This is a genomic window from Pseudomonas wuhanensis, assembly GCF_030687395.1.
GTDB classification, from domain to species: domain Bacteria; phylum Pseudomonadota; class Gammaproteobacteria; order Pseudomonadales; family Pseudomonadaceae; genus Aquipseudomonas; species Aquipseudomonas wuhanensis.
In genome coordinates this window covers 4,442,743-4,468,458 of sequence record NZ_CP117430.1, presented here as the reverse complement: position 1 = coordinate 4,468,458, position 25,716 = coordinate 4,442,743, and the positions used below count along the sequence as shown (strand labels likewise).

Below are 25,716 nucleotides of genomic sequence, written 5' to 3'. Positions count from 1 at the left end.
GCGATGCGGCCAGAACATTCAACATTGATATCGACTGTCAGACAGCAATCGCGTGCAAGCCCGCTCCCACAGGTTTCGTGTCGTGTTCGTGATGGGTTTTAACTCACGCCCACATCCCGCATCAACAACCCAAACTGCAAATCCACCGCATCCGGTATCGGCAAATACACCGTGTGCCCATCCCCCGGCGCCACTTCAATCGCCTCGCCTTTGACGTTCTGCAGTTGATGCAAATCGAAGTGGAAGTTGCCCTGGGGCGTCATCAGTTCCAGGTGATCGCCCAGGCCAAAGCGATTCTTCACTCGCACCTCGGCCAGCCGATCCCGGCGTTCGCCGGTCAGCTCGCCAACAAACTGCTGGCGCTCTGAAACCGAGCTGCCGTTCTGATAATTCTGATATTCGTCATGCACATGTCGACGCAGAAAACCCTCGGTGTAGCCACGCTGGGCCAGGGACTCCAGATCGGCCATCAAACTGCGATCAAACGCTCGGCCAGCCACCGCATCATCGATCGCGCGGCGATACACCTGGGTGGTGCGCGCGCAATAGAAGTGCGATTTGGTCCGGCCTTCGATCTTCAATGAATGCACGCCCATCTGCGTCAGCCGCTCGACGTGCTGGACGGCTCGCAGGTCCTTGGCGTTCATGATGTAGGTGCCGTGTTCATCCTCGAATGCCGGCATCAGTTCGTCAGGGCGATTGGCCTCTTGCAGCAGGAATACTTGATCGGTCGGCGCGCCGATGCCCAAGGTCGGTTCGGGTGGGAACTGCTGAACGATTTCGCCGAGCTGATTTTCGCTGGCCGGCGTCGCCGAGTATTTCCAGCGACAGGCATTGGTGCAGCTGCCCTGATTGGCGTCGCGCTTGTTCATGTAGCCCGACAACAGGCAGCGCCCGGAATAGGCCATGCACAACGCGCCGTGGACGAACACTTCGAGCTCCATCGCCGGGACGTGCTGGCGGATTTCGGCGATCTCTTCCAGCGACAGTTCGCGGGACAGGATGATCCGGCTCAAGCCCTGTTGCTGCCAGAACTCGACGCTGGCCCAGTTCACCGTGTTGGCCTGCACCGACAGGTGGATCGGCATGTGCGGGAAGTGCCGACGCACCAGCATGATCAGGCCCGGGTCGGACATGATCAGCGCGTCCGGCGCCATGGCGATCACCGGTTCCAGGTCCTTCAAGAAAGTTTTGAGCTTAGCGTTGTGCGGTGCGATGTTCACCACCACATAAAAGCGTTTGCCCTGAGCCTGGGCCTCGGCAATGCCGAGTGCGAGGTTGGCGTGATCGAATTCATTGTTGCGCACCCGCAGGCTGTAGCGCGGCTGGCCGGCGTACACCGCGTCGGCGCCGTAGGCAAAGGCATAGCGCATGTTTTTCAGGGTGCCGGCAGGGGCGAGCAGTTCCGGGGGGATGAGTCTCATGGCGCAGGTCATGGCAGTGTCGATCGCAAAAGCCGGCAAGGGTAAGCGGCTTGCCCGCGGGGTTCATTGATCTGGATCTATGCTTGGTGAACAAACAAATGGCACTCGCGCGAACCATGGCGGACTAAATATCAGTACGCGCAACGGCGCTCCTTGCGCACTGACATGGATCGGACATGAACGAAACGAAGCTACAAAACAAATCGCTGGTGGTCTTGCTGGCCTTGGTGACCATCGCCTTCGTCTGGATTCTGCTGCCGTTCTATGGCGCGGTGTTCTGGGCGGCCATCCTCGGCATTCTGTTTGCGCCCTTGCAGCATCAGTTGCAGTTGAGGTTCGGCTGGCCCCGCGACCTGACGGCCCTGTGCACCTTGATTCTCTGTGTGCTGATCGCAATCTTGCCGGTGATCACCATCAGTACCTTGCTGGTTCAGGAGGGTGCGTCGCTGTACAGCAGAATCGAAAGCGGCGAACTGGATATTGCCGGGTATGTGTCACAGTTCAAGCAAAGCCTGCCGCCGTACGTTCAGAACCTGCTCGATCGTTTCGGCATGGGCGAGCTGGCCGGGCTGCGTGAAAAAATCATCAAGAGCACGATGCAAGGCAGCCAGTTTGTCGCGACCAAGGCGTTCAGTTTTGGCCAGGGCACGTTCGAATTCGTGGTGGGCTTTTTCGTCATGCTGTATCTGCTGTTTTTCTTCCTGCGGGACGGTTCCGAACTGGCGCGCAAAGTACGTGCGGCCATACCGCTGGAAGATAACCAGAAGCGCCGCTTGCAACTCAAGTTCAATCGCGTGGTGCGGGCCACGGTGAAGGGCAATGTGGTGGTGGCGATCACGCAAGGGGCGTTGGGCGGTTTTATCTTCTGGTATCTGGACATCCCGAGCGTGCTGCTCTGGGCGGTGTTGATGGCGTTTCTGTCGCTGTTGCCGTTGGTGGGGGCGGGGATTGTCTGGCTCCCGGTGGCGGCGTACTTTCTGCTCAGCGGAGCGATCTGGCAGGGCGCGGTGCTGGTGTTGTTCGGGGTATTTGTGATCGGCCTGGTGGACAATGTCCTGCGGCCGATGCTGGTGGGCAAGGACACCAAAATGCCCGACTACCTGATCCTTATCTCGACCCTGGGTGGCCTGGCGATTTTCGGCTTGAACGGTTTTGTCATCGGGCCGTTGATTGCTGCGTTGTTCGTGTCGAGCTGGGCGATTTTCATCGATGCCAAGCCCAAGGTTCAGCTGCCTTAAGCGCTGAGCTGGCCTGAGTCGATACGTTGCGACAAGGCCTGGGCGGCGGGAAGTGAGGTGAGCGGGCCGCTGATCGGTTCGCCGTCCTGCACCAGATACCAACAGGCAAGCAATCCCAGCGCCCTGAGTGGTGCGGGAACCGCGCTGCCGATAACGGACATGATCTGAACCTGAGCCATAAGTACCTCCATTAATCTATGGAGCTACCTTACGGATCGGACGCTTGAACGGACAATCAACGCTTTCGATAGTCGTCATTGACGCCAATGAGTGTTGGCGATCAGTCCACCACCAGGTCCAGCATATGCACAACTTCCTGCTCGTTGAGCAGGCCTTTGCGCACCAGGTTTTCCGCCAGCAGCGAGAGAAACTTGGCGCTGCGATGGCCTTCCAGATGCTTGAGCTCGGTCAGTGCGTTGTACACCTTGCTGGAAGTGCACAAGCCGACAATGCGGTGCGGGTTTTGTGTGGGCATGGCGTCGTCCTTGTTTTTATCAACCTGTTGTTAATGGACAGATCAAGCTTGCGGGCCTGTCATGACATAAATATGACCAACTTTACCGGCCGGCACTGTCCCGACAGCGACCTTGGCGAGATTTATTCAGACTTCACCCGCCCTGCGGCCACAAAAAAGGCCCCGCTGTTGAGGCGGGGCCTGATGAGCCTGTTACCAGCGGTCGCCACGGTAATAACCATGGGGAGGGCCGTAATAGCCACGCGGTGGACCATAGCCACGTGGTGGACCGTAATAGATTGGTGCCGGGCGGTAGTACATCGGTTGTTGAACGTAGACCGGCGCCGGTTGGTAATAAACAGGTGGTGGTTGCACGTACACCGGTTGTGGTTGAACGTAGATCGGTTGCTCCACATACACTGGACGGTCGCGGCCGATTATTGCTGAGCCAATGATTGCCGAGCCGACGATCGCACCAAACACAGCCGGACCTTCCCAGCCGCCATGACCACGACCACCTGCTTCTGCCTGCCCTGCGATAGCAAGAGCACCGATCAGCAAGGCTACTGTGGGGATTTTACGGATCATGATAAGTCCTCGGTTCTTCGACCCGGCGCTCGCGTCTGCAATAGACACAAGTTGTCGCGGGGATACTTCTAAGACAGCATTTTTTGGAAAATCAGCACAGCCGTTGGGTAAATTTTGTGTAAGGTCTGTACCGGCTTCTTTGCGGCTGTGTGCCCAGTGCAGACTGGCTTTTATGATCAATCAGAACCGGTGGAGTGGCTAATCCCGTCCATCCGAAAGTGCTATTGAAGGAGATTCCAATGCAGATGAACCCCAACAGAGACACTCAGCTGTGCATGTCACTCTCGGGGCGCCCCGGCAATTTCGGCCTGCGGTTTCATAACCATCTATACGAACAACTGGGCCTGAATTTCTACTACAAAGCCTTCAGCAGCCAGGACTTGCCGGGTGCCGTTGGTGGCATCCGCGCCCTGGGAATCCGGGGGTGCGGGGTGTCGATGCCGTTCAAGGAAGCTTGTATCGCGTTGGTCGATGAGCTGGACGCATCGGCTGAGGCTATTCAATCGATCAACACTATCGTCAACACCAACGGTCACCTCAAGGCCTACAACACCGATTACATTGCCATCGCCCAGTTGCTTGAAACCCACCAGGTTCCCAAGGGTTCGACTTTTGCCCTGCGCGGCAGTGGTGGCATGGCCAAGGCTGTGGCCAGTGCCTTGCGCGATGGTGGCTACAAAAACGGCCTGATCGTGGCCCGGAACGAGCGCGCCGGGCGTGCTTTGGCTGAATCGTTGGGTTACTCATGGCAGGCGGAACTGGGGGGCGAGCGCCCGCAGATGCTGATCAACGTCACGCCCATCGGCATGAACGGCGGGCCGGAAGCGGACCAATTGGCGTTTGAGCCTGAAGCCATCGCTGCTGCCGAGACTGTGTTCGATGTGGTTGCGATCCCCTCGGAAACGCCGTTGATCGTGCGCGCTCGTGCCGAAGGCAAACGGGTGATCACCGGGCTGGAAGTGATTGCCATCCAGGCGCTGGAACAGTTCGTGTTGTACACCGGCGTGCGGCCGACCGATGAACAGTTCCAGAAAGCCGTGGCGTTTGCCCGGGGCTGATCATCCCGATTTTTTTATTGAATGTACCGGCCCCTTCGCGGGCAAGCCCGCTCCCACAGGTTCAGCGCTGACCTTGTGGGAGCGGGCTTGCTCGCGATTGTTGCGACTCGGTCTCCTGCCAATCCCCACTCACTTGCCCGCGAACATCTCCCGCCTATACTGGCCACCAGCAAGCGCAGACTTGCTTTCCAGCCACCGTGACCGAGGTTTTCATGCATCCCGCCATTCTCAACCTGGATCAGGCCGAACTTTTACCGCTGCCCGAGGAATTTGCTCCCACCGGAGACGCTGCCAGCCGCTATCAACAACGCTTTGCCCGCATCGGCCAGCAATTGGGCGCGCAAAAGCTGGGTTATCGGTTGTATGCCCTGGAGCCGGGCATGCGCGGCAGTCCTTTTCATAGCCATCGGGTCAACGAGGAGATGTTCTACATAGTGGCCGGGGAAGGGGAGGTTCGCCTTGGCGCCGAACGCTTTGCGATCCGTGCCGGTGACGTGATTGCCTGCCCGGCGGGCGGTCCTGAAACCGCGCACCAGATCATCAACACCAGCAATGGCGAATTGCGCTATCTGGCGGTCAGCAGCCAGCAATCGCCGGACATTTGCGAATACCCGGACTCTGGCAAATATGTCGTGATGGACGACTTCAAGGTCGATGCCGAGGGCAATGCTTCGGGCTTCGTCGCCGTCGCCAGGCAGGCCGATGGCGTGGATTATTGGGACGGCGAGTAGCCATTCAGGGTTCAACTCGGACCCGTGGCGAGGGAGCTTGCTCCCGCTCGGCTGCGCAGCAGTCGTAATCCCGGCAAGCCCGGTGTGCCAGATGTGATGCGTTGACTGCTTTTGGGGCCGCTTCGCGACCCAGCGGGAGCAAGCTCCCTCGCCACAGAGGACCCTCGGTGCATCAGGAACAAGGTCTATTCGAGGCGTGCCAGTCGCTCTTCCAGTGCCGCAATCCGCGCTTCAAGCTCTTCGATTCGCTCAACCGACACACCGCCACTGGCGCCACGCTCCACCGGATTCTGCCGGGCTGCCAGGATCGCTTCGATATCCGCCGGATCGCCCAGTGCATGCATGTAACGATCTTCGCGCTGGCCGGCCTGGCGCGGGATCAATAGCGCCAGACCTCTGGCGATCAAGCGTTCCAGTTGATGCACCACCTGCTCGGCATCTTCGAAGTCATGCATGCGGCCGCTGCGGGTCAGCAGTTCGTTGACTGTCTGCGGGCCGCGCAGGAACAACAGCCCCGTCAGAATCACCTGCGCCGGTACCAGCTCCAGCGCCTTGTCGACCCGATGCTCCCAACGATCGGCACGGCTGCCCATCACCAGTCGGGTGAATCCTCGACCCTCAAGGACACGCAGGCTCTGGCCGACCTGGCCCTGGCTGAGGTTCATCACCGGTTCGCGGCTGGTTTTCTGGTTGCAGGCAATCACCAGCGCATTGAGCGTCAGCGGATAGGTTTCCGGGCTGGTGGCCTGTTTCTCGATCAACGAGCCCAGAATGCGAATTTCCGTGCTGTTGAGCCGCGGTTCGTCGAAGGTCGTTTCTTGCTCAGTGCTCATCGCGCTTTTCCCTATGCAGTCGAAGCATGCAGTCGAAGCCGCCTAGCCTAATCCTTGCAGGATAAAAGACAAGCCGCAGGGCGGTCGGGCATGGCTATAATCGCTCCACGTTTTTACTCCTGTCACCACACGAGACCATCATGACTATTTCCCTGTACGCCGCTTCCGTTCCGGTTTTCCAGCAAATGCTCAATGCCCTGAGCAACAACCTGAGCAAGGCCGAAGCCCACGCTACCGCGAAAAACATTGATCCGAACGCGTTCCTGCAAGCCCGTCTGTACCCGGACATGTTCCCGCTGGTGCGTCAGGTGCAGATTGCCGTTGATTTCGCCAAGGGCGTTTCGGCGCGCCTGGCTGAAGTCGAACTGCCGAAATACGATGACACCGAAACCACCTTCGCCGAACTGCAAGCGCTGATCGCCAAGGTTCTGGCCTTCATCGGCGAGATCAAACCCGAGCAAATCAACGGCAAGGAAGGCATCGAGATTGTTACCCGTCCAGGCACGCCTAAAGAGAAGCGCTTCACTGGCCAGGCTTACCTGCTGAGCTACGGTTTGCCGCAGTTCTTCTTCCACGTAACCACTGCTTACGCATTGCTGCGTCACAACGGTGTGGAAGTGGGCAAGCGCGATTACATGGGCGCGTTCTAAACCGCCCAGGTACAAAAAAGCCCGCCAAGGTGTAAGCCTTGGCGGGCTTTTTTTGTCACGCCTTCTGTAGGTGCGTTGTTACGCCAAACGCTGGGCTTCCCGGGCTTTCCGGATCTTCTGTTCCTCACCCTGGCACGCCGCCGCTGTGAACAGCACGTCGGTGGAGGAGTTCAGCGCGGTTTCCGCCGAGTCCTGCAACACACCGATGATGAAGCCGACCGCCACCACCTGCATGGCGATTTCGCTCGGGATGCCGAACAGGCTGCACGCCAGTGGAATCAGCAACAGCGAACCACCGGCCACGCCCGAGGCACCACAGGCACAGATCGCCGCGACGATGCTGAGCAAAATGGCCGTCGGAATATCCACGGCGATGCCCAGGGTGTGCACGGCGGCCAGGGTCAGCACGGTGATGGTGATCGCAGCACCGGCCATGTTGATGGTGGCGCCGAGCGGGATCGACACCGAATAGGTATCTTCGTGCAGGCCCAGACGCTTGCTCAATTCCAGGTTGACCGGAATGTTCGCCGCCGAACTGCGAGTGAAAAATGCAGTGATTCCACTCTCGCGCAGGCAGGTGAATACCAGCGGATATGGGTTGCGACGCAGCTTCCAGAACACGATGGCCGGGTTCATCACCAGCGCCACGAACAGCATGCAGCCCAACAACACGGCCAGCAGATGCATGTAACCGATCAAGGCGCCGAAGCCGGAAGTGGCCAGGGTTGAGGCCACCAGACCGAAGATCCCCAGCGGCGCAAAGCGGATCACCAAGCGCACGATCAAGGTCACGCCATTGGACAGATCGCCCAGTACTTCGCGCGTTGTCTCGCCGGCATGGCGAATCGCAACCCCCATGCCGATCGCCCAAGCCAGAATACCAATGAAGTTGGCATTCATCAGCGCGCTGACCGGGTTGTCGACCACGCTCAGCAGCAGACTTTGCAGCACTTCGCTGATGCCACCCGGTGCGGTCACCGCAACATCCTGGGTAGACAACACCAGACTCGACGGAAACAGCGTACTGGCGATCACCGCCACCACGGCTGCCGCAAAGGTGCCCAACAAATACAGAAACAGAATCGGCCGGATATGGGTTTCCTGGCCGTGCTTATGGTTGGCAATCGACGCCATGACCAGCACGAACACCAGAATCGGCGCGACGGCCTTGAGCGCCGAGACGAACACTTTGCCAATGAAGGCAGTGGACTTGGCCAGCTCAGGCGCGAACAGCGCCAGGGCAATCCCGGCGATCAGGCCGATGATGATTTGCGTGACCAGGCTGCTGCGTTTCAGGCGTTGCAAGAGAGAAGGGGATGAAGCGGTCATAACGGCATCTCTGATTTTTTTAGGGTGCAGGGTTCTGCTCATGCAGCAAAAAGCCGGGCAGGCCACATGGAGGGAACCGAAGGGTCGCTGCATCAATGCCAATGAATGGCCGATGAGCAAAGTGTAAGTACCGCGGGCCGCGGACTTTATCACAGCGTAGCCGTGATCCTTCAGACCTGTGACGATCTGCCACCCGATTGTTCAACGCGATTTGCAGGTTCGTGCAACCTCGCCCGGAAACACTCTGTTAAGCTTCGCCATCCTCATTTTCAAGTTCTGCCAGTGAGCCTTCGGGCTGTCGCTGGTGTCGTCGTTTTCCTGGAGTTCTGCATGCTGTTGCCCATTCTTCTGTTGTCCGCCGCCGGTTTTACGGTGCTGACCACGGAATTCATCATTGTCGGCCTGTTACCGGCAATCGCTCGCGATCTGGACGTCAGCATCCCTCAAGCGGGATTGCTGGTGACCCTGTTCGCCTTTACCGTCGCCGCTTTCGGGCCGTTCCTGACGGCGTATTTCGCCAGGTTTGAACGGCGCAAACTGTTTATCAGCGTGCTGATCATGTTCGGCCTGGCCAATACGCTGGCGGCACTGGCGCCGAACATCGGGGTGATGGCCATTGCGCGGTTGATTCCGGCGCTGGGGTTGCCGGTGTTCTGGGCGTTGGCCAGTGAAACCGCAGTGGACATCGTCGGGCCGGACTATGCCGGGCGGGCGATCGCCAAGATCGGTTTCGGCATTGTCTGCGCCACGGTGTTCGGTATTCCGGTGGGTACGCTGATTTCCGATGCGTTCGGCTGGCGCAGTGCCTTTGGCATTCTGGCGGTGATCGCGTTTGCCAAGGCATTGCTGCTGTTTATCTACTTGCCGAAAACCAACCTGCACCAACATCAAGTGAGCTTCCGTTCGCAGTTCAAGATCCTGCGCAGTCCGTTGATGCTGGGGCATGTGCTGTTATCGATCCTGGTGTTCAGCGGCATGTTCACCGCTTACACCTACCTGGCGGATATTCTTGAGCGGCTGGCCGGTTTCAACGGCACGGTGGTCGGTTGGTGCCTGATGGGTTTCGGTGCGGTCGGCTTGATCGGCAATTCGTTGGGCGGTCGCGCGGTGGATCGGCATCCGCTGATCGCTTCAGTGACGTTCTGTGCCTTCATGATCGCCGGCATGGTGGCGCTGGTGCCGAACATTCATTCGCCCCTCGGTCTGGCGGCAGCGATGGGGATTTGGGGCGTGACTCAGGCTGCGCTGTTCCTGGTCAGTCATGTGCGCCTGATGAAGGCTGCGCCTGAGGCTCCGGCCTTTGCTGCATCGCTGAACATCGCCGGGGCCAACCTCGGAATCGGTCTGGGGGCGATGGTCGGTGGGCGAGTGATCGACAGTGTTGGCCTGGGCGGCCTGGGTTTCGCGGCGGCCGGTTTTATCCTCGTCTCGATCCTGTTGGCGATGGCGCTGATGACTTTCAAACCTCGCGAAGTCTGCGCCTGACATCTCACATCGCGGTAAACAGCTCGCGGCGAGCACCTTCGGTAATGGCGACAATGCCGGGGTGTTTGACCTTGCGTTCCACCGAGATGGCGTAGAACGACTCGCGCACGGCGTCGGTCTGGCCGATCAACTCCACGCCGCATTGGCGTTTCAATTCGTCGGCAATCACGCTCGGGCCGATGAATATCCCGCTGCCGGATTGGCCGAAAGCCTGCATCAAGGCGCTGTCGTCGAACTCGCCGACGATTTGTGGCTGGATCTGCTGTTCGGCAAACCAGCGTTGCAAACGACTGCGCACCACGGTTTCCGGCCCGGGAATTAGCAGTGGGGCGCCGTGCAGGCTGCGGGGGAAGTCCTGGCCATATCGCGCCGCCAATTCTGCGGTGGCGAAAAAGCTGATGCCGCATTCGCCGAGTTTCTGGCTGTAGCCCTTGATGTCCAGATGCGAGGGCATCGGGCTGTCGGAAATCACCAGATCCAGGCGTTGAATCGCCAAGTCGGCAAGCAAGCGTTCCAGTTTGTCTTCGCGACAGGTGATACGCAGGGGCTCGCTCAACTCCATGGTCGGCGCGATCAGTCGATAGACGATGGATTTGGGCACTACGTCGGCAACGCCCACCCGAAACAGAATCTGTTGCTCATTGGGCTGCGCCCGCAGCATCAACTCCAGTTCGCCACCGAGTTGAAACATCTGCTCAGCGTAAGGGAGGGTCTGACGCCCGGCTTCGGTGAGTTCCAGTTGCCGACCGACCCGGCGAAACAATTCGATGCCATAAGTTTGCTCAAGCAGGGAAATCTGCCCGCTGATGGTCTGTGGCGTCAGGTTCAGTTGCTCACAGGCGCGCACGATGCTGCCGGTCTTGGCCACCACCCAGAAGTAATGCAGCTGTCGATAATTCAACATATTAGTGAAATCCCCTTGTCCACATCATCCGTCAGGCACGCCACGTACGATATCTGGATTCGTTAAAGCCGAAGTATAACCGCTGAAAATACGAATTTTACTGAAGTGTTTGCTTCCTTAGAATGCCTCGCTATCGACGGATCGCCTTTCCGGTCCTGTCTGTTCTATCGAGGAAAGCATCATGAAGCTTAAAACCACGGCACTGCTGATTGCGTCTTTACTGGTGTTGGCCGGTTGCGACCAGGCCGAGAAAAGCGCTCAGCAATTGATGGGCAAGGCTGCCGAAACCGCCAAGCAGGCGATTGACGATACCCACAAAGCGGCCGAACAAGCGCTCAGCGATGCCACGGGCGGCCTGATCAGCAAGAAAGAACAACCGGCCAAAGAGACGGACAAATCCGAATCTTCGTCCCAGGAAATCTAAACCGTCTATAACGAGTCAGGACTGACCCATGGAATACCTTTTAGAACTTGCTGCAAGCCCCACTGCCTGGGTCGCCCTGGCCACGCTGGTGGTGATGGAAATCGTGCTCGGCATCGATAACCTGATCTTCATCTCGATCCTCACCAATAAGCTTCCCGAACAGCATCGCCAGAAGGCACGGCGCATCGGTATCGGCATGGCGTTGATCCTGCGCCTGGCACTGTTGAGCACCATCGCGTTCATCGTCCAGTTGACGGAGCCTGTGATCGAGATTCTCGGCCACGCGTTCTCCTGGAAGGACATGATCCTGATCGCGGGTGGTTTGTTCCTGTTGTGGAAGGCAACCACCGAGATCCATCACAGCATGGACCCGGCACCGGATGATCCGACGTCGGCCACTTCGACCGTGACCCTGGGCTTTGCCGCTGCAATCGGTCAGATCCTGATGCTGGACATGGTGTTCTCCATCGACAGCATCATTACCGCTGTCGGCATGACTGAGCATTTGCCGATCATGATCATTGCGGTGGTGGTGTCGGTCCTGGTGATGTTGCTGGCGGCTGACCCTCTGGCCAAGTTCATCAACGACAACCCGACGGTGGTGATGTTGGCGCTGGGCTTCCTGATCATGATCGGCATGACGCTGATCGCCGAAGGTTTTGGCGCCCATGTACCGAAAGGCTATGTCTACGCCGCCATGGCGTTCTCGGCCACGATCGAAGGCTTGAACATGCTGTCGCGTCGGGCCCGGCAGAAGCGCATCGCTGCTGAAGCTTAACCTTCGTTAAACGAAACGGCCGCCTGAACTCGAAAGAGTCCAGGCGGCCGTTTTTTTGTTTGTACGACTGAAAAGCGCCGGTCAGTGGACGGTGGCGGGGTGCGCAGCCGGTTTATCGGTTTTCACCACGGGCGCCGATTGAACCGGGTGGTGATGGTGCCGGCGGGTAATGCGCAAAACGCCCCACAGCATGGCGGCGGCTACGGCCAGCCAGCCGGAAATCAACATTACGATAGTCATTGTCAGGCTCATCAGTGCCTCCTCTTTTGCGCTGCATCGGGCGCACACTCTTCCTTGATAAATGACAGTCTAGCCGTTGCTGTATTTCAGGCTATTGACCAAAGGTCGCCTGTCACCAACCAGTTCGCTCTATCGAATGCAATCAACTGCCGGTTAAGGCTATACCGCTGCCGCGCGGCATCCTATGATCGACGGCCAAGCCGGGGGGGATGGATACCTGGCGTCTGAACAAGAGAGTGATAATGGTGCGGGTATTTTCTCGAATTCGATCTTTGGTGCTGATCGTTGGCTGCGTCGCCGGCCTGGCTGGTTGTGCGGGGAGCGTGGCGCCCGAGATCAAGCGTCTGCCGGAGCGGGTTGAACTCAGCGGTACGTTTTACCGTGGGCAAAGCTATCAAAGCGGGCCTCAGGTGCTGGCCAGCCTGCTGTCCCAGCAGGGCATCGTGATCACCCCGGGGTTGCTCGACAAACCTCTGCATTTGCCGGGTGCCGAAGACCGCTTGCAGCAGAACATGCAGAACCTCGCGCGTGAGTACGGGCTGGTGGTCTATCCCCTCGACAGCCATTTGCCGGCGCTGCTGGCCCAGGTTGCTGCTGGTTATCCGGTAATGGTGCGCTTCACCGAAGGCTCGGCGTTTTGGGCAGAGCCCCGATACGCCATTCTCGCCGGTTACAACCGTCAGAAGCAGACCGTGCTGCTGCGCGCCGGGATGGATCGTCGGTTGCTGATGGGGTTCAGCGCCTTTGAATCGGCATTCGAGAATGCCGGCGGTTGGGCCGTATTGATCCAGAAACCGGACCAGATTCCGGCCAATGTCGATCAGCCGCGCTGGCTGAAAGCGGCGAGCGATCTTGCCCAGTCAGGTCAGGAACAGGCGGCAGCCCGGGCGAAGAAGGCGCTGACCGCGAAGTAGGTTTCCGCTCGTCATCGGCATGGCACCGCCGCGCTATGCTGAAGTCTCAAGTAGAGGGCCCGGATTTTTCGGGACCATGAACAGGAGGCGCCATGGCACATTCCAATACCCCCACCGGCCCGCACTCGTCTGAGCATTCGTCCGACAATGAGCTGGGGTTCGACCCCGATTCTCCGGACCTCGCCGATCCTCAAGTCGATCCCATCGGGCCCGCCAAGGCGCCCAGGGATGTAAAGCCGGGTGAGGCGGGCAAGAAGGCCCCGGCGAAGCCTTACGATCCCCTTGGCGATCTGAAACCCAAGTTTTAGTCAAGAGGTGCATATGTCTACCGATTCGAGCTTCGACGACAAACGTCCAGATCCTCCAGACAGTGTTCCAACAACCCCCGAAGCGGATGTGGATCCGGTGATGGATCCGGACAGCCCGTTAAGGGATCCCTTGGCCAGACCAACAGTGGTGCCGACGAAGCATCCGCAGGGTTGGAGAGACCCGAGTGCCGGGGATGGCATTCCGGATGACGATCAGATGCCGTTGCCCAACGACTGACCGCTGGACGAAAACCGCCTGCCAACAAAAAGCCCCGACTGTCGGGGCTTTTCATTGGTAGGTATTTGGACTTTATTTCGAGGCTTCGATCACACCGCTCTGGCGATTTTTGAGGTTCTTGTCGGACTTGTACTGCAGGGCTACGGACGGCACGTTGGCGCTCCTGCCGGTTTCGACCCAGTTGCGGATCCGGTTGGCATCGGCGAAGTGCGTGTATTTGCCGAAGGCATCAAGTATCACCAGTGCAACCGGACGGTTGCCCATGTGAGTGACCAATACCAGGCAATGCCCCGCTGCGTTGGTGAAGCCGGTTTTGGTCAGTCTGATGTCCCAGTCAGGTTTGTTGACTAAATGATCGGTATTACGAAAACCCAGGCTGTAGTTGGGTTTACGGAATCTGACGGTTTTTTCCTTGGTGGTGCTCAGTTCGGTCAATAGCGGGTACTTGTGCGCGGCGATCAGTAGCTTGCTCAGGTCACGGGCGGTGGACACATTGCGAGGAGAGAGGCCCGTCGGTTCGACGAAGTGGGTGCTGGTCATGCCCAGCGCCTTGGCTTTGGCGTTCATGGCGGCGATGAACGCAACATAACCGCCCGGGTAGTGATGGGCCAGCGTCGCGGCGGCACGGTTTTCCGATGACATGAGGGCAATCAGCAACATCTCACGCCGTGGTAATTCGCTTTTGAGCTTGACCCGGGAAAACACGCCTTTCATTTCCGGTGTGTTGCTGATGTTGACGGAAAGGTATTCGTCCATGTTCTGCCGCGCTTCTACGACCACCAGGCCGGTCATCAATTTGCTGACTGAGGCGATGGGTACGACGACATCAGGGTTGCTGGCATAGATGACTTTGTTGGTTTGCAGATCCATCAGCAAAGCGCTGCCGGACGCGATCTTCAGTTGTGAATTGTCTCGAGGTGCCGCGGTGGTCTCAGCGGCGTTGACCGTTGGCGTGGTGAAAGTCCCTGTAACTGCAAAAACTAGGCTCAGGATGGAAAGACGGATTTTCACGCTGGCAGACTCATGAAGGGGTGGATATGCCGTTCTGTAACGGGCTGTTTCTTTAAAACGACGCATTTTAGGAGTATGTGCCAGGAAAGCCATAGGCGCCTGTAAGGCAGGGGGTAAAAGTGAAGAATATTTAATGCAGCGGCTCTTTTTTAGCCGGCCGGTCTTGCAGCTTCCGTCAGTGGGCGAGCTTTTTTCTACAGGCAAAAAGAACCCCGCGATAGGCGGGGTTCCTTTATGCGATGTTGCGTGCGAGCGTGAACTCAGCTGTGCAGCGTTTCGGCGGCGTACAGCGTGTTTTCCAGCAGGCAGGCGCGGGTCATCGGACCAACGCCACCCGGAACCGGAGTGATCCAGCCGGCACGGGGCAGGGCGGTTTCGTAGATCACGTCACCGACCAGCTTGCCGTCTTCCTGGCGATTGATGCCGACGTCAATCACGATCGCGCCTTCCTTGATCCATTCACCTTTGACCAGGCCCGGCTTGCCGGCGGCAACCACCACCAGGTCGGCGCGACCGACATGGCCTGCCAGATCCTTGGTGAAGCGGTGGGTAACGGTCACGGTGCAACCGGCCAGCAGCAGTTCCATCGCCATCGGACGGCCAACAATGTTGGACGCGCCGACAATGACCGCGTCCATTCCGTACAGGTCGGCACCGGTGCTTTCCAGCAGCGTCATGATGCCTTTAGGTGTGCACGGACGCAGCAGCGGAATGCGCTGTGCCAGACGGCCGACGTTATAAGGGTGGAAGCCGTCGACGTCCTTGTCAGGACGAATGCGCTCCAGCAATTTGGAGGCGTCCAGGTGTTCAGGTAAGGGCAGCTGAAGCAGAACGCCGTCAATCGCCGGGTCGTCGTTCAGGCGATCGATCAGCTCGGTCAGCGCGGCTTGAGTGGTGTCGGCAGGCAGGTCATAGGCTTGGGAAAGGAAGCCGACCTCTTCACAGTCTTTACGCTTGTGCGAGACATAAACCTGAGAGGCAGGATCGCTGCCGACCAGGATCACCGCGAGGCCGGGTGTGCGCAAGCCTTGCTGGCGACGCTCGGCGACTCGTTTGGCGATCTGCTGGCGCAGGCTGGCGGCGATCGATTTGCCGTCGATTAGTTGTGCAGTCATTGCGCGTGATTAACCATCGAGAGGGGGAAAAAAGAGAGCGCATTCTCGCATGTCATGAGGTGAGGGCAAAGGCGCTTGGTCTGTAAATTCCCCTAACCCCTTTAATTAAATGAATTTTTTTTAAAAAGGATTTGACGACCTCCGGGGGGCTCTATACTATTCGTCGCACTTGTCGGGCACAGCCTAGCACTGGTTGAGAAGGTCGAGCGGAGTTGCGATTCTGCAAGACTGAAAAGCACTTAGTTTGTAGTCCTCCAAGAGTACAGATTAACAAGGCGCCCGTAGCTCAGCTGGATAGAGCATCCGCCTTCTAAGCGGATGGTCGCAGGTTCGAGTCCTGCCGGGTGCGCCATTTAGGCAGCTTTGGCACAAGTAGCGCGATATGGTGGGCGTAGCTCAGTTGGTAGAGCACGGGATTGTGACTCCCGTTGTCGTGGGTTCGATCCCCATCGTCCACCCCATATTTCGAAAGGCGCCAGATTAACAGTCTGGCGCCTTTGCTTTAACAGCTTCAATCCGCGGATGTGGTGGAATTGGTAGACACACTGGATTTAGGTTCCAGCGCCGCGAGGCGTAAGAGTTCGAGTCTCTTCATCCGCACCAAATAAAGCTTCACTCATGCCGATTGGCTTGATTGGGGCTCAACAAAGAAGTTGTTTGGCTTCTTTGTCACGCAATATGGTGGGCGTAGCTCAGTTGGTAGAGCACGGGATTGTGACTCCCGTTGTCGTGGGTTCGATCCCCATCGTCCACCCCATATTCCGAAAGGCGCCAGATTTAACAGTCTGGCGCCTTTTTTGTTTCAGTGGTTTGAGTGTCGACGGCTGCAGGTTGTGGGCCGCAGGGCAGGTCGCTTCGTCGTATTTATGTTTCTCGATGATGCTCGATTTGCCCGCCGATCCCCTCGCGGGGTTGACTGTCAGGGATGAATTGCCGATTGCTTCTATATATAGGAAGGTGGGTGCAGAGCCCCGGCATGACTGGCTGTATTTGCTAACAGGGCGAGGCATAACCGTTTGTCCCCGCCTATAAATTGCCTGCTGCTTTTTTACCCGTTTTCAGTAGGGTGACTTCTTGAGTTTGACCCACTAGAATGCATGCCCTTGATTCTGGGGTCGGAAACGGCCGGCTAACGTCTGTGCAACGAGGAATATCCATGCAAGTTTCTGTTGAAAATACTTCTGCTCTTGAGCGCCGCATGAGCATCACCGTGCCGGCTGAGCGCATCGAGACTCAGGTCAACAAGCGTCTGCAGCAGACTGCCCAAAAGGCCAAGATCGCTGGCTTTCGTCCAGGCAAAGTGCCTATGAGTGAAATCAAGCGCCGTTTCGGTGCTGATGCACGTCAAGAAGCCGTGGGCGATGTGATCCAGTCTTCTTTCTACGAAGCTGTTGTTGAGCAGAAGCTGAACCCGGCTGGCGCTCCTTCGATCGAGCCTAAATCGATGGAAGCTGGCAAAGATCTGGAATACGTCGCAATTTTCGAAGTGTTCCCGGAGTTCACTGTTGCCGGTTTCGAAGGTATCACTGTCGAGCGCCTGAGCGCTGACGTGGCTGATGCCGATCTGGACAAGATGCTGGAAATCCTGCGCAAGCAGAACACCCGTTTCGAAGTTGCCGATCGCGCCGCTCAGAACGAAGACCAACTGAACATCGATTTCGTCGGCAAAGTCGACGGTGAAGTGTTCGCTGGCGGTTCCGCCAAAGGCACCCAACTGGTGCTGGGTTCCGGCCGCATGATCCCTGGTTTCGAAGACGGTCTGGTTGGCGCTAAAGCCGGCGAAGAGCGCGTTCTGAGCCTGACCTTCCCAGAGGACTATCAGAACCTCGACCTGGCAGGCAAAGCCGCTGAGTTCACCGTGACCGTGAACACCGTTTCCGAGCCTAAACTGCCAGAGCTGACCGAAGAATTCTTCGCTCAATTCGGCATCAAGGAAACCGGTCTGGAAGGCTTCCGCACCGAAGTTCGCAAGAACATGGAGCGCGAACTGCGTCAGGCGATCAAATCCAAGGTCAAGAATCAGGTTATGGACGGTCTGCTGGCCACCAACCCGATCGAAGTGCCAAAGGCTCTGCTGTCCAACGAAGTCGACCGTCTGCGCGTGCAGGCTGTTCAGCAGTTCGGCGGCAACATCAAGCCTGACCAACTGCCGGCCGAGCTGTTCGAAGAGCAAGCCAAGCGCCGCGTTGTGCTGGGTCTGATCGTGGCTGAAGTGGTCAAGCAATTCGACCTCAAGCCTGACGAAGCCCGCGTTCGCGAGATGATTCAGGAAATGGCTTCGGCTTACCAGGAGCCTGAGCAGGTTGTGTCTTGGTACTACAAGAACGACCAGCAACTGAACGAAGTCCGTTCGGTTGTGCTGGAAGAACAAGTTGTGGATACTGTTCTGCAGAAAGCTAGCGTGACCGACAAATCGGTCTCTTACGAAGAAGCGGTCAAGCCGGTAGAAGCTCCACAAGCCGACTGATTGTTTTTGCGGTAAGAAGTACACACCATAAGCCAGCCTTCGTGCTGGCTTATGCGTATTCAAGACATAACTATTTGGGAGTGACTGCAGAGCATGTTCCGTAATTCGTATATTCAGCAGAACTCTGATATCCAGGCCGCAGGCGGCCTGGTCCCGATGGTTGTCGAGCAGTCTGCTCGTGGCGAACGCGCCTATGACATCTACTCGCGCCTTCTCAAGGAGCGAGTGATCTTTCTGGTTGGTCCGGTAGAGGACTACATGGCCAACCTGATCTGTGCGCAACTGCTGTTCCTTGAAGCGGAAAACCCGGACAAGGACATCCATCTTTATATCAACTCGCCGGGCGGTTCGGTGACGGCGGGCATGTCGATCTACGACACCATGCAGTTCATCAAGCCAAACGTGTCGACCACCTGTATCGGTCAAGCGTGCAGCATGGGCGCGTTTCTTCTGACGGCGGGTGCGAAAGGCAAGCGTTACTGCCTGCCAAACTCGCGTGTGATGATTCACCAGCCACTGGGCGGTTTCCAGGGCCAGGCTTCGGATATCGAAATCCATGCCAAGGAAATCCTCTTCATTCGTGAGCGTCTCAACACGCTGATGGCCAAGCATAGCGGGCGCACTCTTGAAGAAATCGAGCGCGATACCAACCGCGATAATTTCATGAGTGCAGAAGCAGCGCGTGAATACGGGTTGATCGATGAAGTGATCAATCAGCGCCCCGCTTAAAATAAGCAGCTCAAAATAAGGTTGGTCGGCGGGTCCGATCACTAGCGGGCTTGAAAAAGCCCGCAATAGCCTTCATCTTGTGTTGCAAGCCTATCGGATTTGGATCGAACGAATGACTGACACCCGCAACGGCGAGGACAACGGCAAGCTGCTCTATTGCTCCTTCTGTGGCAAAAGCCAGCATGAAGTACGCAAATTGATTGCCGGCCCCTCGGTCTTTATTTGCGACGAGTGCGTCGACCTGTGCAATGACATCATCCGTGAGGAGGTGCAGGAAGCCCAGGCCGAAAGCAGCGCGCATAAATTGCCTTCGCCTAAAGAAATCAGCGGCATCCTTGATCAGTACGTGATTGGTCAGGAACGTGCGAAAAAGGTTCTGGCCGTAGCGGTGTACAACCACTACAAGCGTTTGAACCAGCGTGACAAAAAGAATGACGACGTCGAACTCGGCAAAAGCAACATCTTGCTGATCGGCCCGACAGGCTCGGGTAAAACCCTGCTTGCCGAAACACTGGCCCGCTTGCTGAACGTTCCGTTCACCATCGCCGACGCAACCACCCTCACCGAGGCGGGTTATGTGGGTGAAGATGTCGAGAACATCATTCAGAAGCTGCTGCAGAAGTGCGATTACGACGTAGAAAAAGCCCAGATGGGCATTGTCTACATCGATGAGATCGACAAGATCTCGCGCAAGTCTGACAACCCGTCGATCACCCGGGACGTTTCCGGTGAAGGCGTGCAGCAGGCCCTGCTCAAGTTGATCGAAGGTACGGTCGCTTCCGTTCCACCTCAAGGTGGTCGCAAGCATCCGCAGCAGGAATTCCTTCAGGTCGACACCCGTAACATCCTGTTCATCTGCGGCGGTGCGTTCTCCGGTCTGGAAAAGGTTATTCAAAACCGTTCCACCAAGGGAGGCATTGGTTTCAACGCGGAAGTGCGCAGCAAGGAAGAAGGCAAGAAAGTCGGTGAGTCCCTGCGTGAAGTCGAACCTGACGATCTGGTCAAGTTTGGTCTGATCCCGGAATTCGTCGGTCGTCTGCCGGTACTTGCCACGCTGGATGAGCTTGATGAGGCTGCGTTGATGCAGATTCTCACCGAGCCGAAAAATGCTCTGACCAAGCAGTATGCCAAGCTGTTCGAGATGGAAGGCGTGGATCTGGAGTTCCGGGCCGACGCGCTGAAATCGGTCGCCAAACGTGCCCTGGAACGTAAGACCGGTGCCCGTGGACTGCGCTCGATTCTCGAAGGTGTATTGCTCGACACTATGTATGAAATCCCCTCGCAGTCCGAGGTGAGTAAAGTAGTGATCGATGAAAGCGTTATAGAAGGCAAGTCCAAGCCACTGTATATCTACGAAAACAGTGAGCCGACTGCCAAGGCAGCGCCGGACGCCTAAGCGTCACACTGCTGAAATAAAGAAGGGGCCTTCGGGCCCCTTTGCTATTGTGGGGGGCTGGCTTGTCGGATCGCCGCACCGCTGCGAAGGCGGCATAACAGTCGGCCTGATTGGATGCATCCGGACCCATACAGGCGCTACCGTAAGGGGCGATCTTCAAAGTGGTTCTTTTATCCGCTTGTTTTTTTTGAAAACAGCCCCCATCTTGGTTTCAAGCTTACTTCCATCTGTTTACGGCCTTATGGCCGCCGTAGAGGCGAAATCATGAAGACAACCATCGAATTGCCTCTCCTGCCATTGCGTGATGTCGTGGTTTATCCGCACATGGTTATCCCGCTGTTCGTGGGGCGCGAGAAATCCATCGAAGCCCTCGAGGCAGCGATGACGGGCGACAAGCAGATCCTTCTGCTGGCTCAGCGAAATCCTGCTGACGACGATCCCGGTGAAGAAGCACTTTATCGCGTAGGTACCATCGCTACCGTTCTGCAGCTGCTCAAGCTGCCTGACGGTACAGTCAAGGTTCTTGTCGAAGGCGAGCAGCGGGGCGCCGTGGAGCGCTTCAGCGAAGTCGACGGCCACTGCCGTGCCGAAGTTTCGCTGATCGACGAAGTCGACGCGCCTGAGCGCGAGTCGGAAGTGTTTGTCCGCAGCCTGCTGGCTCAGTTCGAACAATATGTGCAGCTGGGCAAGAAAGTCCCCGCTGAAGTCCTGTCGTCGCTTAATAGCATCGACGAGCCAGGCCGCCTGGTCGACACCATGGCCGCGCACATGGCCCTGAAGATCGAGCAGAAGCAGGAAATCCTCGAAATCATCGATTTGTCGGCCCGGGTCGAGCACGTTCTGGCGTTGCTGGATGCCGAAATCGATCTGCTACAAGTCGAAAAACGCATTCGCGGCCGCGTTAAAAAGCAAATGGAGCGCAGCCAGCGCGAGTACTACCTGAATGAGCAGATGAAGGCCATTCAGAAAGAGCTGGGTGACAGCGACGAAGGCCACAACGAAATCGAAGAGCTGAAAAAGCGTATCGATGCCGCCGGTCTGCCGAAAGACGCACTGGCCAAGGCTCAAGCCGAACTGAACAAGCTCAAGCAAATGTCGCCAATGTCCGCGGAAGCGACGGTGGTGCGTTCTTACATCGACTGGCTGGTTCAAGTGCCGTGGAAGGCCCAGAGCAAGGTGCGTCTGGACCTCGCTCGTGCCGAAGACATTCTCGACGCCGACCACTATGGCCTGGAAGAAGTCAAAGAGCGGATCCTCGAATACCTCGCCGTGCAGAAGCGCGTGAAGAAAATTCGTGGTCCGGTGCTGTGCCTGGTCGGTCCTCCCGGGGTGGGTAAAACCTCTCTGGCGGAGTCGATTGCTCACGCCACCAACCGCAAATTCGTCCGCATGGCCCTCGGTGGTGTGCGCGATGAGGCGGAGATTCGTGGTCATCGTCGGACTTATATCGGTTCGATGCCAGGAAGATTGATTCAAAAGATGACAAAGGTGGGCGTTCGCAACCCGCTGTTCCTGCTCGATGAAATCGACAAAATGGGCAGCGACATGCGTGGCGATCCGGCGTCGGCGTTGCTGGAGGTGCTCGATCCCGAGCAGAACCACAACTTCAACGATCACTATCTGGAAGTCGATTACGACCTGTCCGATGTGATGTTCCTTTGCACCTCCAACTCCATGAACATTCCGCCGGCGCTGCTGGACCGGATGGAAGTGATTCGTCTGCCGGGTTACACCGAAGACGAGAAGATCAACATCGCCGTCAAATACCTTTCGCCGAAGCAGATTACGGCCAACGGTCTGAAGAAAGGCGAGCTGGAATTCGACGCCGAAGCGATCCGCGACATCATTCGCTACTACACCCGCGAAGCCGGTGTGCGTGGGCTGGAGCGCCAGATTGCCAAGGTTTGCCGCAAGGCGGTCAAAGAGCATGCGATGGAAAAACGCTTCTCGGTGAAGGTCACTGCCGACATGCTCGAGCACTTCCTGGGCGTGCGTAAATTCCGCTACGGTCTGGCTGAGTCGCAGGATCAGATTGGCCAGGTAACGGGCCTTGCGTGGACCCAGGTGGGTGGCGAATTGCTGACCATCGAAGCCGCGGTCGTACCGGGTAAAGGCCAGTTGATCAAGACGGGTTCTCTGGGTGACGTGATGGTCGAATCGATCACCGCAGCCCTGACCGTTGTCCGCAGCCGTGCGAAGAGCCTGGGGATTCCTCTGGACTTCCACGAGAAGCGCGACACGCATATCCATATGCCTGAAGGGGCAACGCCGAAAGATGGCCCTAGCGCTGGTGTAGGCATGTGCACGGCCCTGGTGTCAGCATTGACTGGCATTCCGGTGCGTGCAGATGTTGCCATGACCGGCGAAATCACCTTGCGTGGTCAGGTGCTGGCGATCGGTGGATTGAAGGAAAAACTGCTGGCTGCTCACCGTGGTGGAATCAAGACGGTGATCATTCCTGAAGAGAACGTACGCGATCTGAAGGAAATTCCTGACAATATCAAGCAAGATCTACAGATTAAACCAGTTAAATGGATTGACGAGGTCCTGCAAATTGCGCTGCAATACGCGCCGGAGCCCTTGCCGGATGTGGTTCCGGAGATCGTTGCAAAGGATGAAAAACGCGAGTCTGACTCTAAGGAAAGAATTAGCACGCATTAGTACGCATTTGCCTGGGGGGCTTGTTGACAGTTTTTTAGAGCCCTTGTTATAAAGCGGCTCTTAAGTGTCTGTAGGCCATTCAGCACTCGTTTTTTTGCTTTCACCAAAAAACTTAGAATCAAACTCAAATAGATATAAGGGGACTTAGAGTGAACAAGTCGGAACTGATTGATGCTATCGCTGCATCCGCTGATATCCCGAAAGCTGCTGCTGGCCGTGCGCTGGACGCTGTAATCGAATCCGTCACTGGCGCTCTCAAGGCTGGCGACTCTGTTGTTCTGGTTGGTTTCGGTACCTTCTCCGTGACCGATCGTCCAGCTCGCATCGGTCGTAACCCACAGACCGGTAAGACGCTGGAAATCGCCGCCGCCAAAAAACCAGGTTTCAAAGCTGGTAAAGCACTGAAAGAAGCTGTCAACTAAGTTCGATTCAGGTTTTTGCCTATCCGGGTCGGGGTCATTCCTGACTTGGCAGCGGAGCGGTAGTTCAGTCGGTTAGAATACCGGCCTGTCACGCCGGGGGTCGCGGGTTCGAGTCCCGTCCGCTCCGCCAGTTACGAGAAGGCGCATCCTCGGATGCGCCTTTCTTCTATCCGGATTCTACCCACGCTCCACGGTTGCCTAATTTTGAAGTTCAACCGTTTCTGGGGGACGCATGCTGCAGAATATCAGGGACAATTCACAAGGCTGGATTGCCAAGACCATTATCGGGATCATCGTTGTACTGATGGCTTTCACCGGTATCGAGGCCATTTTCCAGGCGACGACCAACAGCCAGGATGCGGCCAAGGTCAATGGTGAAGAAATCAGTCAAAACGAGCTGAACCAAGCGGTTGATATGCAACGCCGTCAGCTCATGCAACAGCTTGGCAAGGATTTCGATGCTTCCTTGCTCGACGAAAAAATGCTGCGCGAATCGGCCCTCAAAGGCCTGATCGATCGCAAACTGCTGCTGCAAGGCGCAGAAAAATCGAAATTCGCTTTCTCCGAAGCGGCTTTGGATCAGGTGATCCTGCAAACGCCTGAATTCCAGGTGGATGGCAAGTTCAACGCCGAGCGCTTCGATCAGGTGATCCGTCAACTCGGCTATAGCCGTCTGCAATTCCGCCAGATGCTGGCTCAGGAAATGCTGATCGGTCAGCTACGCGCTGGCTTGGCTGGCAGCGGCTTTGTCACCGATGCACAGGTTCTGGCCTTCGCCCGTCTGGAAAAACAGACCCGCGATTTCGCCACCTTGAACGTCAAGGCAGATCCTGCGGCGGTGAAACTGACTGACGACGAAGTCAAAGCCTACTACGACGAACACGCCAAGGAATTCATGACGCCGGATCAGGTGGTCATCGATTACCTCGAATTGAAGAAGGCGTCCTTCTTTGATCAGGTCAGCGTCAAGGACGAAGACCTGCAAGCGGCGTATCAGAAAGAAACCGCGAACCTGTCCGAGCAACGCCGGGCTGCGCATATTCTGATCGAAGTGAACGATAAGGTGACCGAGGCGCAAGCCAAGGCCAAAATCGAAGAAGTGCAGGCGCGTCTGACCAAAGGCGAGAAATTCGAGGCCCTGGCCAAGGAATTCTCCCAGGATCCGGGCTCGGCGAACAACGGCGGTGACCTTGGGTTTGCAGGTCCAGGCGTCTACGATCCAGCGTTTGAAAAAGCCCTGTATTCGTTGGCCAAGGATCAGGTTTCGGAGCCGGTTCGCACCGACTTCGGTTTTCACCTGATCAAGCTGCTGGGTGTTGAAGCCCCTGAAGTGCCGACGTTTGCCAGCCTGAAAGACAAGCTGACCCGCGAGCTGAAAACCCAGCAGGTCGAGCAGCGTTTCGTCGAGGCGACCAAGCAATTGGAAGACTCCTCGTTCGAGTCCTCTGATCTGGCCCAGCCGGCACAAGACCTGAAACTGACCGTCCACACGTCCGCGCCATTCGGCCGGGAAGGTGGCGAAGGTGTTGCGGCCAACCGTGCCGTGGTGGCCGCTGCGTTCAGTCCTGAAGTGCTGGAGGAGGGTGCCAACAGCACCGCCATCGAGCTGGACCCGGAAACCGTGATCGTGCTGCGCGCCAAGGAGCACCGCAAGCCTGAGCAACTGCCGCTGGAAAGCGTGGCTGCCAGCATCCGTGCGCAGCTGACCAAGGAGCATGCCAGTGCTGCCGCCAAGACCAAGGCTGATCAACTGATTGCCAGCCTGCGCGATGGCAAGACGGTACTGGACAAGGCGATCGATGGCCAGAACTGGAAAGTCACTGCAGCCGCGACTCGCGCTCAGGAAGGGATCGACCCAACCGTGCTGCAAGCGCTGTTCCGCATGCCCAAGCCAGTCTCCAAAGACAAGCCGACCTTCAGTAGCGTGACCCTGGCCGATGGTAGTCTGGTGATCGTGCGTCTGAACAGCGTGAACGAAGCCGCGGCGCCGACCGAAGAAGAGAAGGTTCAATACCGTCGCTTCCTCGCCTCGCGCATTGGTCAGCAAGACTTCGCGGCCTACCGCAAGCTGTTGGAAAGTGAGGCTGAGATCAAGCGTTTCTGATGCTTGACTGAGCTTTGCGCGACACAAGGACCCCGGCCGAAAGGCCGGGGTTTTTTATGGGTGAAACAAAAGCGGGATGTGCTACCCGTCGCCTGCTTATTTACCGCGCGACTTTTTCCTGTCAATGGCAGTCAGTAGACTTGTAACTGTTTCAAGACACTAAACGGTGCGACGCTAAGCATCGATCTGTTGCACAATACGCCCCGAACCGTTTT

At 57.3% G+C, this 25,716-nt stretch carries 25 protein-coding genes, 5 tRNA genes and 1 pseudogene; 21 read left to right on the top strand and 10 right to left on the bottom strand.

Annotated features, from left to right (window positions below; translation table 11 throughout):
• Positions 1–98 precede the first annotated feature (98 nt).
• Positions 99–1,424 (bottom strand): prephenate-dependent tRNA uridine(34) hydroxylase TrhP, encoded by a 1,326-nt coding sequence (trhP, locus tag PSH88_RS20695; RefSeq protein WP_305422333.1) that lies wholly within the window; start codon positions 1,422–1,424, stop codon positions 99–101.
• A gap of 176 nt (positions 1,425–1,600) precedes the next feature.
• Here trhP and PSH88_RS20690 point away from each other — a divergent pair, with 176 nt between their 5' ends.
• Complete coding sequence (locus PSH88_RS20690; protein WP_305422332.1) at positions 1,601–2,662, top strand: AI-2E family transporter; 1,062 nt, start codon at positions 1,601–1,603, stop codon at positions 2,660–2,662.
• Here the strand turns inward: PSH88_RS20690 and PSH88_RS20685 are convergent.
• The 3 genes from PSH88_RS20685 to PSH88_RS20675 all read right to left on the bottom strand — a co-directional run bounded on the left by PSH88_RS20685 (position 2,659) and on the right by PSH88_RS20675 (position 3,704).
• A complete protein-coding gene (locus PSH88_RS20685) occupies positions 2,659–2,841 on the bottom strand; it encodes a hypothetical protein (protein WP_305422331.1) in 183 nt (60 codons plus the stop codon). The two genes, PSH88_RS20690 and PSH88_RS20685, sit on opposite strands and share 4 nt — an antisense overlap.
• A 101-nt stretch (positions 2,842–2,942) precedes the next feature.
• The gene (locus PSH88_RS20680; RefSeq protein WP_003179723.1) at positions 2,943–3,137 is read right to left on the bottom strand and encodes a hypothetical protein; all 195 of its coding nucleotides are present in this window, start codon (positions 3,135–3,137) and stop codon (positions 2,943–2,945) included.
• A gap of 192 nt (positions 3,138–3,329) precedes the next feature.
• Positions 3,330–3,704 (bottom strand): hypothetical protein, encoded by a 375-nt coding sequence (locus PSH88_RS20675; protein ID WP_305422329.1) that lies wholly within the window; start codon positions 3,702–3,704, stop codon positions 3,330–3,332.
• Positions 3,705–3,943: 239 nt separating this feature from the next.
• Between PSH88_RS20675 and PSH88_RS20670 the strand changes: the two genes are divergently transcribed.
• The gene (locus PSH88_RS20670; RefSeq protein WP_305422327.1) at positions 3,944–4,762 is read left to right on the top strand and encodes a shikimate 5-dehydrogenase; all 819 of its coding nucleotides are present in this window, start codon (positions 3,944–3,946) and stop codon (positions 4,760–4,762) included.
• Positions 4,763–4,974: 212 nt separating this feature from the next.
• Positions 4,975–5,493, top strand: coding sequence for a cupin domain-containing protein (locus PSH88_RS20665; protein ID WP_305422326.1), 519 nt, complete (start codon positions 4,975–4,977; stop codon positions 5,491–5,493).
• Positions 5,494–5,678: 185 nt separating this feature from the next.
• Here PSH88_RS20665 and PSH88_RS20660 read toward each other — a convergent pair whose 3' ends face one another.
• Positions 5,679–6,326 carry a YceH family protein gene (locus PSH88_RS20660; RefSeq protein ID WP_305422325.1) on the bottom strand — a complete coding sequence of 216 codons (648 nt, stop codon included), beginning with the start codon at positions 6,324–6,326 and terminating at the stop codon, positions 5,679–5,681.
• 140 nt (positions 6,327–6,466) lie between these two features.
• On the opposite strand from PSH88_RS20660, the gene PSH88_RS20655 reads away from it, so the two are divergent.
• Entirely contained in the window at positions 6,467–6,976 is a 510-nt protein-coding gene (locus PSH88_RS20655; protein ID WP_095633963.1) for a DUF1993 domain-containing protein, read from the top strand.
• 78 nt (positions 6,977–7,054) lie between these two features.
• On the opposite strand, the gene sstT is transcribed toward PSH88_RS20655, so the two are convergent.
• Positions 7,055–8,305 carry a serine/threonine transporter SstT gene (sstT, locus tag PSH88_RS20650; protein WP_305483352.1) on the bottom strand — a complete coding sequence of 417 codons (1,251 nt, stop codon included), beginning with the start codon at positions 8,303–8,305 and terminating at the stop codon, positions 7,055–7,057.
• Between the two features lie 330 nt (positions 8,306–8,635).
• Here sstT and PSH88_RS20645 point away from each other — a divergent pair, with 330 nt between their 5' ends.
• Complete coding sequence (locus tag PSH88_RS20645) at positions 8,636–9,790, top strand: MFS transporter (RefSeq protein ID WP_305422322.1); 1,155 nt, start codon at positions 8,636–8,638, stop codon at positions 9,788–9,790.
• A gap of 4 nt (positions 9,791–9,794) precedes the next feature.
• Here PSH88_RS20645 and nhaR read toward each other — a convergent pair whose 3' ends face one another.
• Entirely contained in the window at positions 9,795–10,694 is a 900-nt protein-coding gene (gene nhaR / locus PSH88_RS20640; protein WP_123357532.1) for a transcriptional activator NhaR, read from the bottom strand.
• A gap of 181 nt (positions 10,695–10,875) precedes the next feature.
• Between nhaR and PSH88_RS20635 the strand changes: the two genes are divergently transcribed.
• Both PSH88_RS20635 and PSH88_RS20630 read left to right on the top strand, forming a co-directional pair.
• Positions 10,876–11,118 carry a hypothetical protein gene (locus PSH88_RS20635; protein WP_008073086.1) on the top strand — a complete coding sequence of 81 codons (243 nt, stop codon included), beginning with the start codon at positions 10,876–10,878 and terminating at the stop codon, positions 11,116–11,118.
• Between the two features lie 28 nt (positions 11,119–11,146).
• On the top strand, positions 11,147–11,896 hold the full coding sequence (locus tag PSH88_RS20630; protein ID WP_007901783.1) for a TerC family protein: 750 nt from the start codon (positions 11,147–11,149) through the stop codon (positions 11,894–11,896).
• Positions 11,897–11,977: 81 nt separating this feature from the next.
• Here the strand turns inward: PSH88_RS20630 and PSH88_RS20625 are convergent, their stop codons facing one another.
• Positions 11,978–12,148, bottom strand: a complete 171-nt coding sequence (locus PSH88_RS20625; protein ID WP_305422321.1) for a hypothetical protein — start codon at positions 12,146–12,148, stop codon at positions 11,978–11,980.
• Between the two features lie 172 nt (positions 12,149–12,320).
• Here PSH88_RS20625 and PSH88_RS20620 point away from each other — a divergent pair.
• The 3 genes and pseudogenes from PSH88_RS20620 to PSH88_RS20610 all read left to right on the top strand — a co-directional run bounded on the left by PSH88_RS20620 (position 12,321) and on the right by PSH88_RS20610 (position 13,596).
• A pseudogene (locus tag PSH88_RS20620) lies at positions 12,321–13,050 on the top strand (cysteine peptidase family C39 domain-containing protein).
• A gap of 92 nt (positions 13,051–13,142) precedes the next feature.
• Complete coding sequence (locus PSH88_RS20615; protein WP_305422320.1) at positions 13,143–13,358, top strand: DUF6021 family protein; 216 nt, start codon at positions 13,143–13,145, stop codon at positions 13,356–13,358.
• Between the two features lie 13 nt (positions 13,359–13,371).
• A complete protein-coding gene (locus PSH88_RS20610; RefSeq protein ID WP_305422318.1) occupies positions 13,372–13,596 on the top strand; it encodes a hypothetical protein in 225 nt (74 codons plus the stop codon).
• Positions 13,597–13,668: 72 nt separating this feature from the next.
• On the opposite strand, the gene pbpG is transcribed toward PSH88_RS20610, so the two are convergent.
• Both pbpG and folD read right to left on the bottom strand, forming a co-directional pair.
• Entirely contained in the window at positions 13,669–14,607 is a 939-nt protein-coding gene (gene pbpG, locus PSH88_RS20605; protein ID WP_305422316.1) for a D-alanyl-D-alanine endopeptidase, read from the bottom strand.
• Positions 14,608–14,867: 260 nt separating this feature from the next.
• Complete coding sequence (gene folD / locus PSH88_RS20600; RefSeq protein ID WP_305483351.1) at positions 14,868–15,722, bottom strand: bifunctional methylenetetrahydrofolate dehydrogenase/methenyltetrahydrofolate cyclohydrolase FolD; 855 nt, start codon at positions 15,720–15,722, stop codon at positions 14,868–14,870.
• 275 nt (positions 15,723–15,997) lie between these two features.
• On the opposite strand from folD, the gene PSH88_RS20595 reads away from it, so the two are divergent.
• From PSH88_RS20595 to PSH88_RS20545, 11 genes are all read left to right on the top strand, one after another.
• Positions 15,998–16,074 (top strand) — tRNA-Arg (locus tag PSH88_RS20595).
• A 33-nt stretch (positions 16,075–16,107) separates the two neighbouring features.
• Positions 16,108–16,183: transfer RNA gene (locus PSH88_RS20590), tRNA-His, on the top strand.
• Between the two features lie 57 nt (positions 16,184–16,240).
• Positions 16,241–16,325: transfer RNA gene (locus PSH88_RS20585), tRNA-Leu, on the top strand.
• Between the two features lie 78 nt (positions 16,326–16,403).
• Positions 16,404–16,479 (top strand) — tRNA-His (locus tag PSH88_RS20580).
• A gap of 399 nt (positions 16,480–16,878) precedes the next feature.
• Entirely contained in the window at positions 16,879–18,189 is a 1,311-nt protein-coding gene (gene tig / locus PSH88_RS20575; RefSeq protein ID WP_305422314.1) for a trigger factor, read from the top strand.
• A gap of 93 nt (positions 18,190–18,282) precedes the next feature.
• Positions 18,283–18,918, top strand: a complete 636-nt coding sequence (gene clpP, locus PSH88_RS20570; protein WP_008062468.1) for an ATP-dependent Clp endopeptidase proteolytic subunit ClpP — start codon at positions 18,283–18,285, stop codon at positions 18,916–18,918.
• 112 nt (positions 18,919–19,030) lie between these two features.
• Positions 19,031–20,314, top strand: coding sequence for an ATP-dependent Clp protease ATP-binding subunit ClpX (gene clpX, locus PSH88_RS20565; RefSeq protein ID WP_007901798.1), 1,284 nt, complete (start codon positions 19,031–19,033; stop codon positions 20,312–20,314).
• A 264-nt stretch (positions 20,315–20,578) separates the two neighbouring features.
• Complete coding sequence (lon, locus tag PSH88_RS20560; protein WP_007901802.1) at positions 20,579–22,975, top strand: endopeptidase La; 2,397 nt, start codon at positions 20,579–20,581, stop codon at positions 22,973–22,975.
• Positions 22,976–23,124: 149 nt separating this feature from the next.
• Positions 23,125–23,397 carry an HU family DNA-binding protein gene (locus PSH88_RS20555; RefSeq protein ID WP_002552737.1) on the top strand — a complete coding sequence of 91 codons (273 nt, stop codon included), beginning with the start codon at positions 23,125–23,127 and terminating at the stop codon, positions 23,395–23,397.
• Between the two features lie 53 nt (positions 23,398–23,450).
• Positions 23,451–23,527, top strand: a tRNA-Asp gene (locus tag PSH88_RS20550).
• Between the two features lie 102 nt (positions 23,528–23,629).
• Positions 23,630–25,501 (top strand): SurA N-terminal domain-containing protein, encoded by a 1,872-nt coding sequence (locus PSH88_RS20545; protein ID WP_305422313.1) that lies wholly within the window; start codon positions 23,630–23,632, stop codon positions 25,499–25,501.
• Positions 25,502–25,716 lie beyond the last annotated feature (215 nt).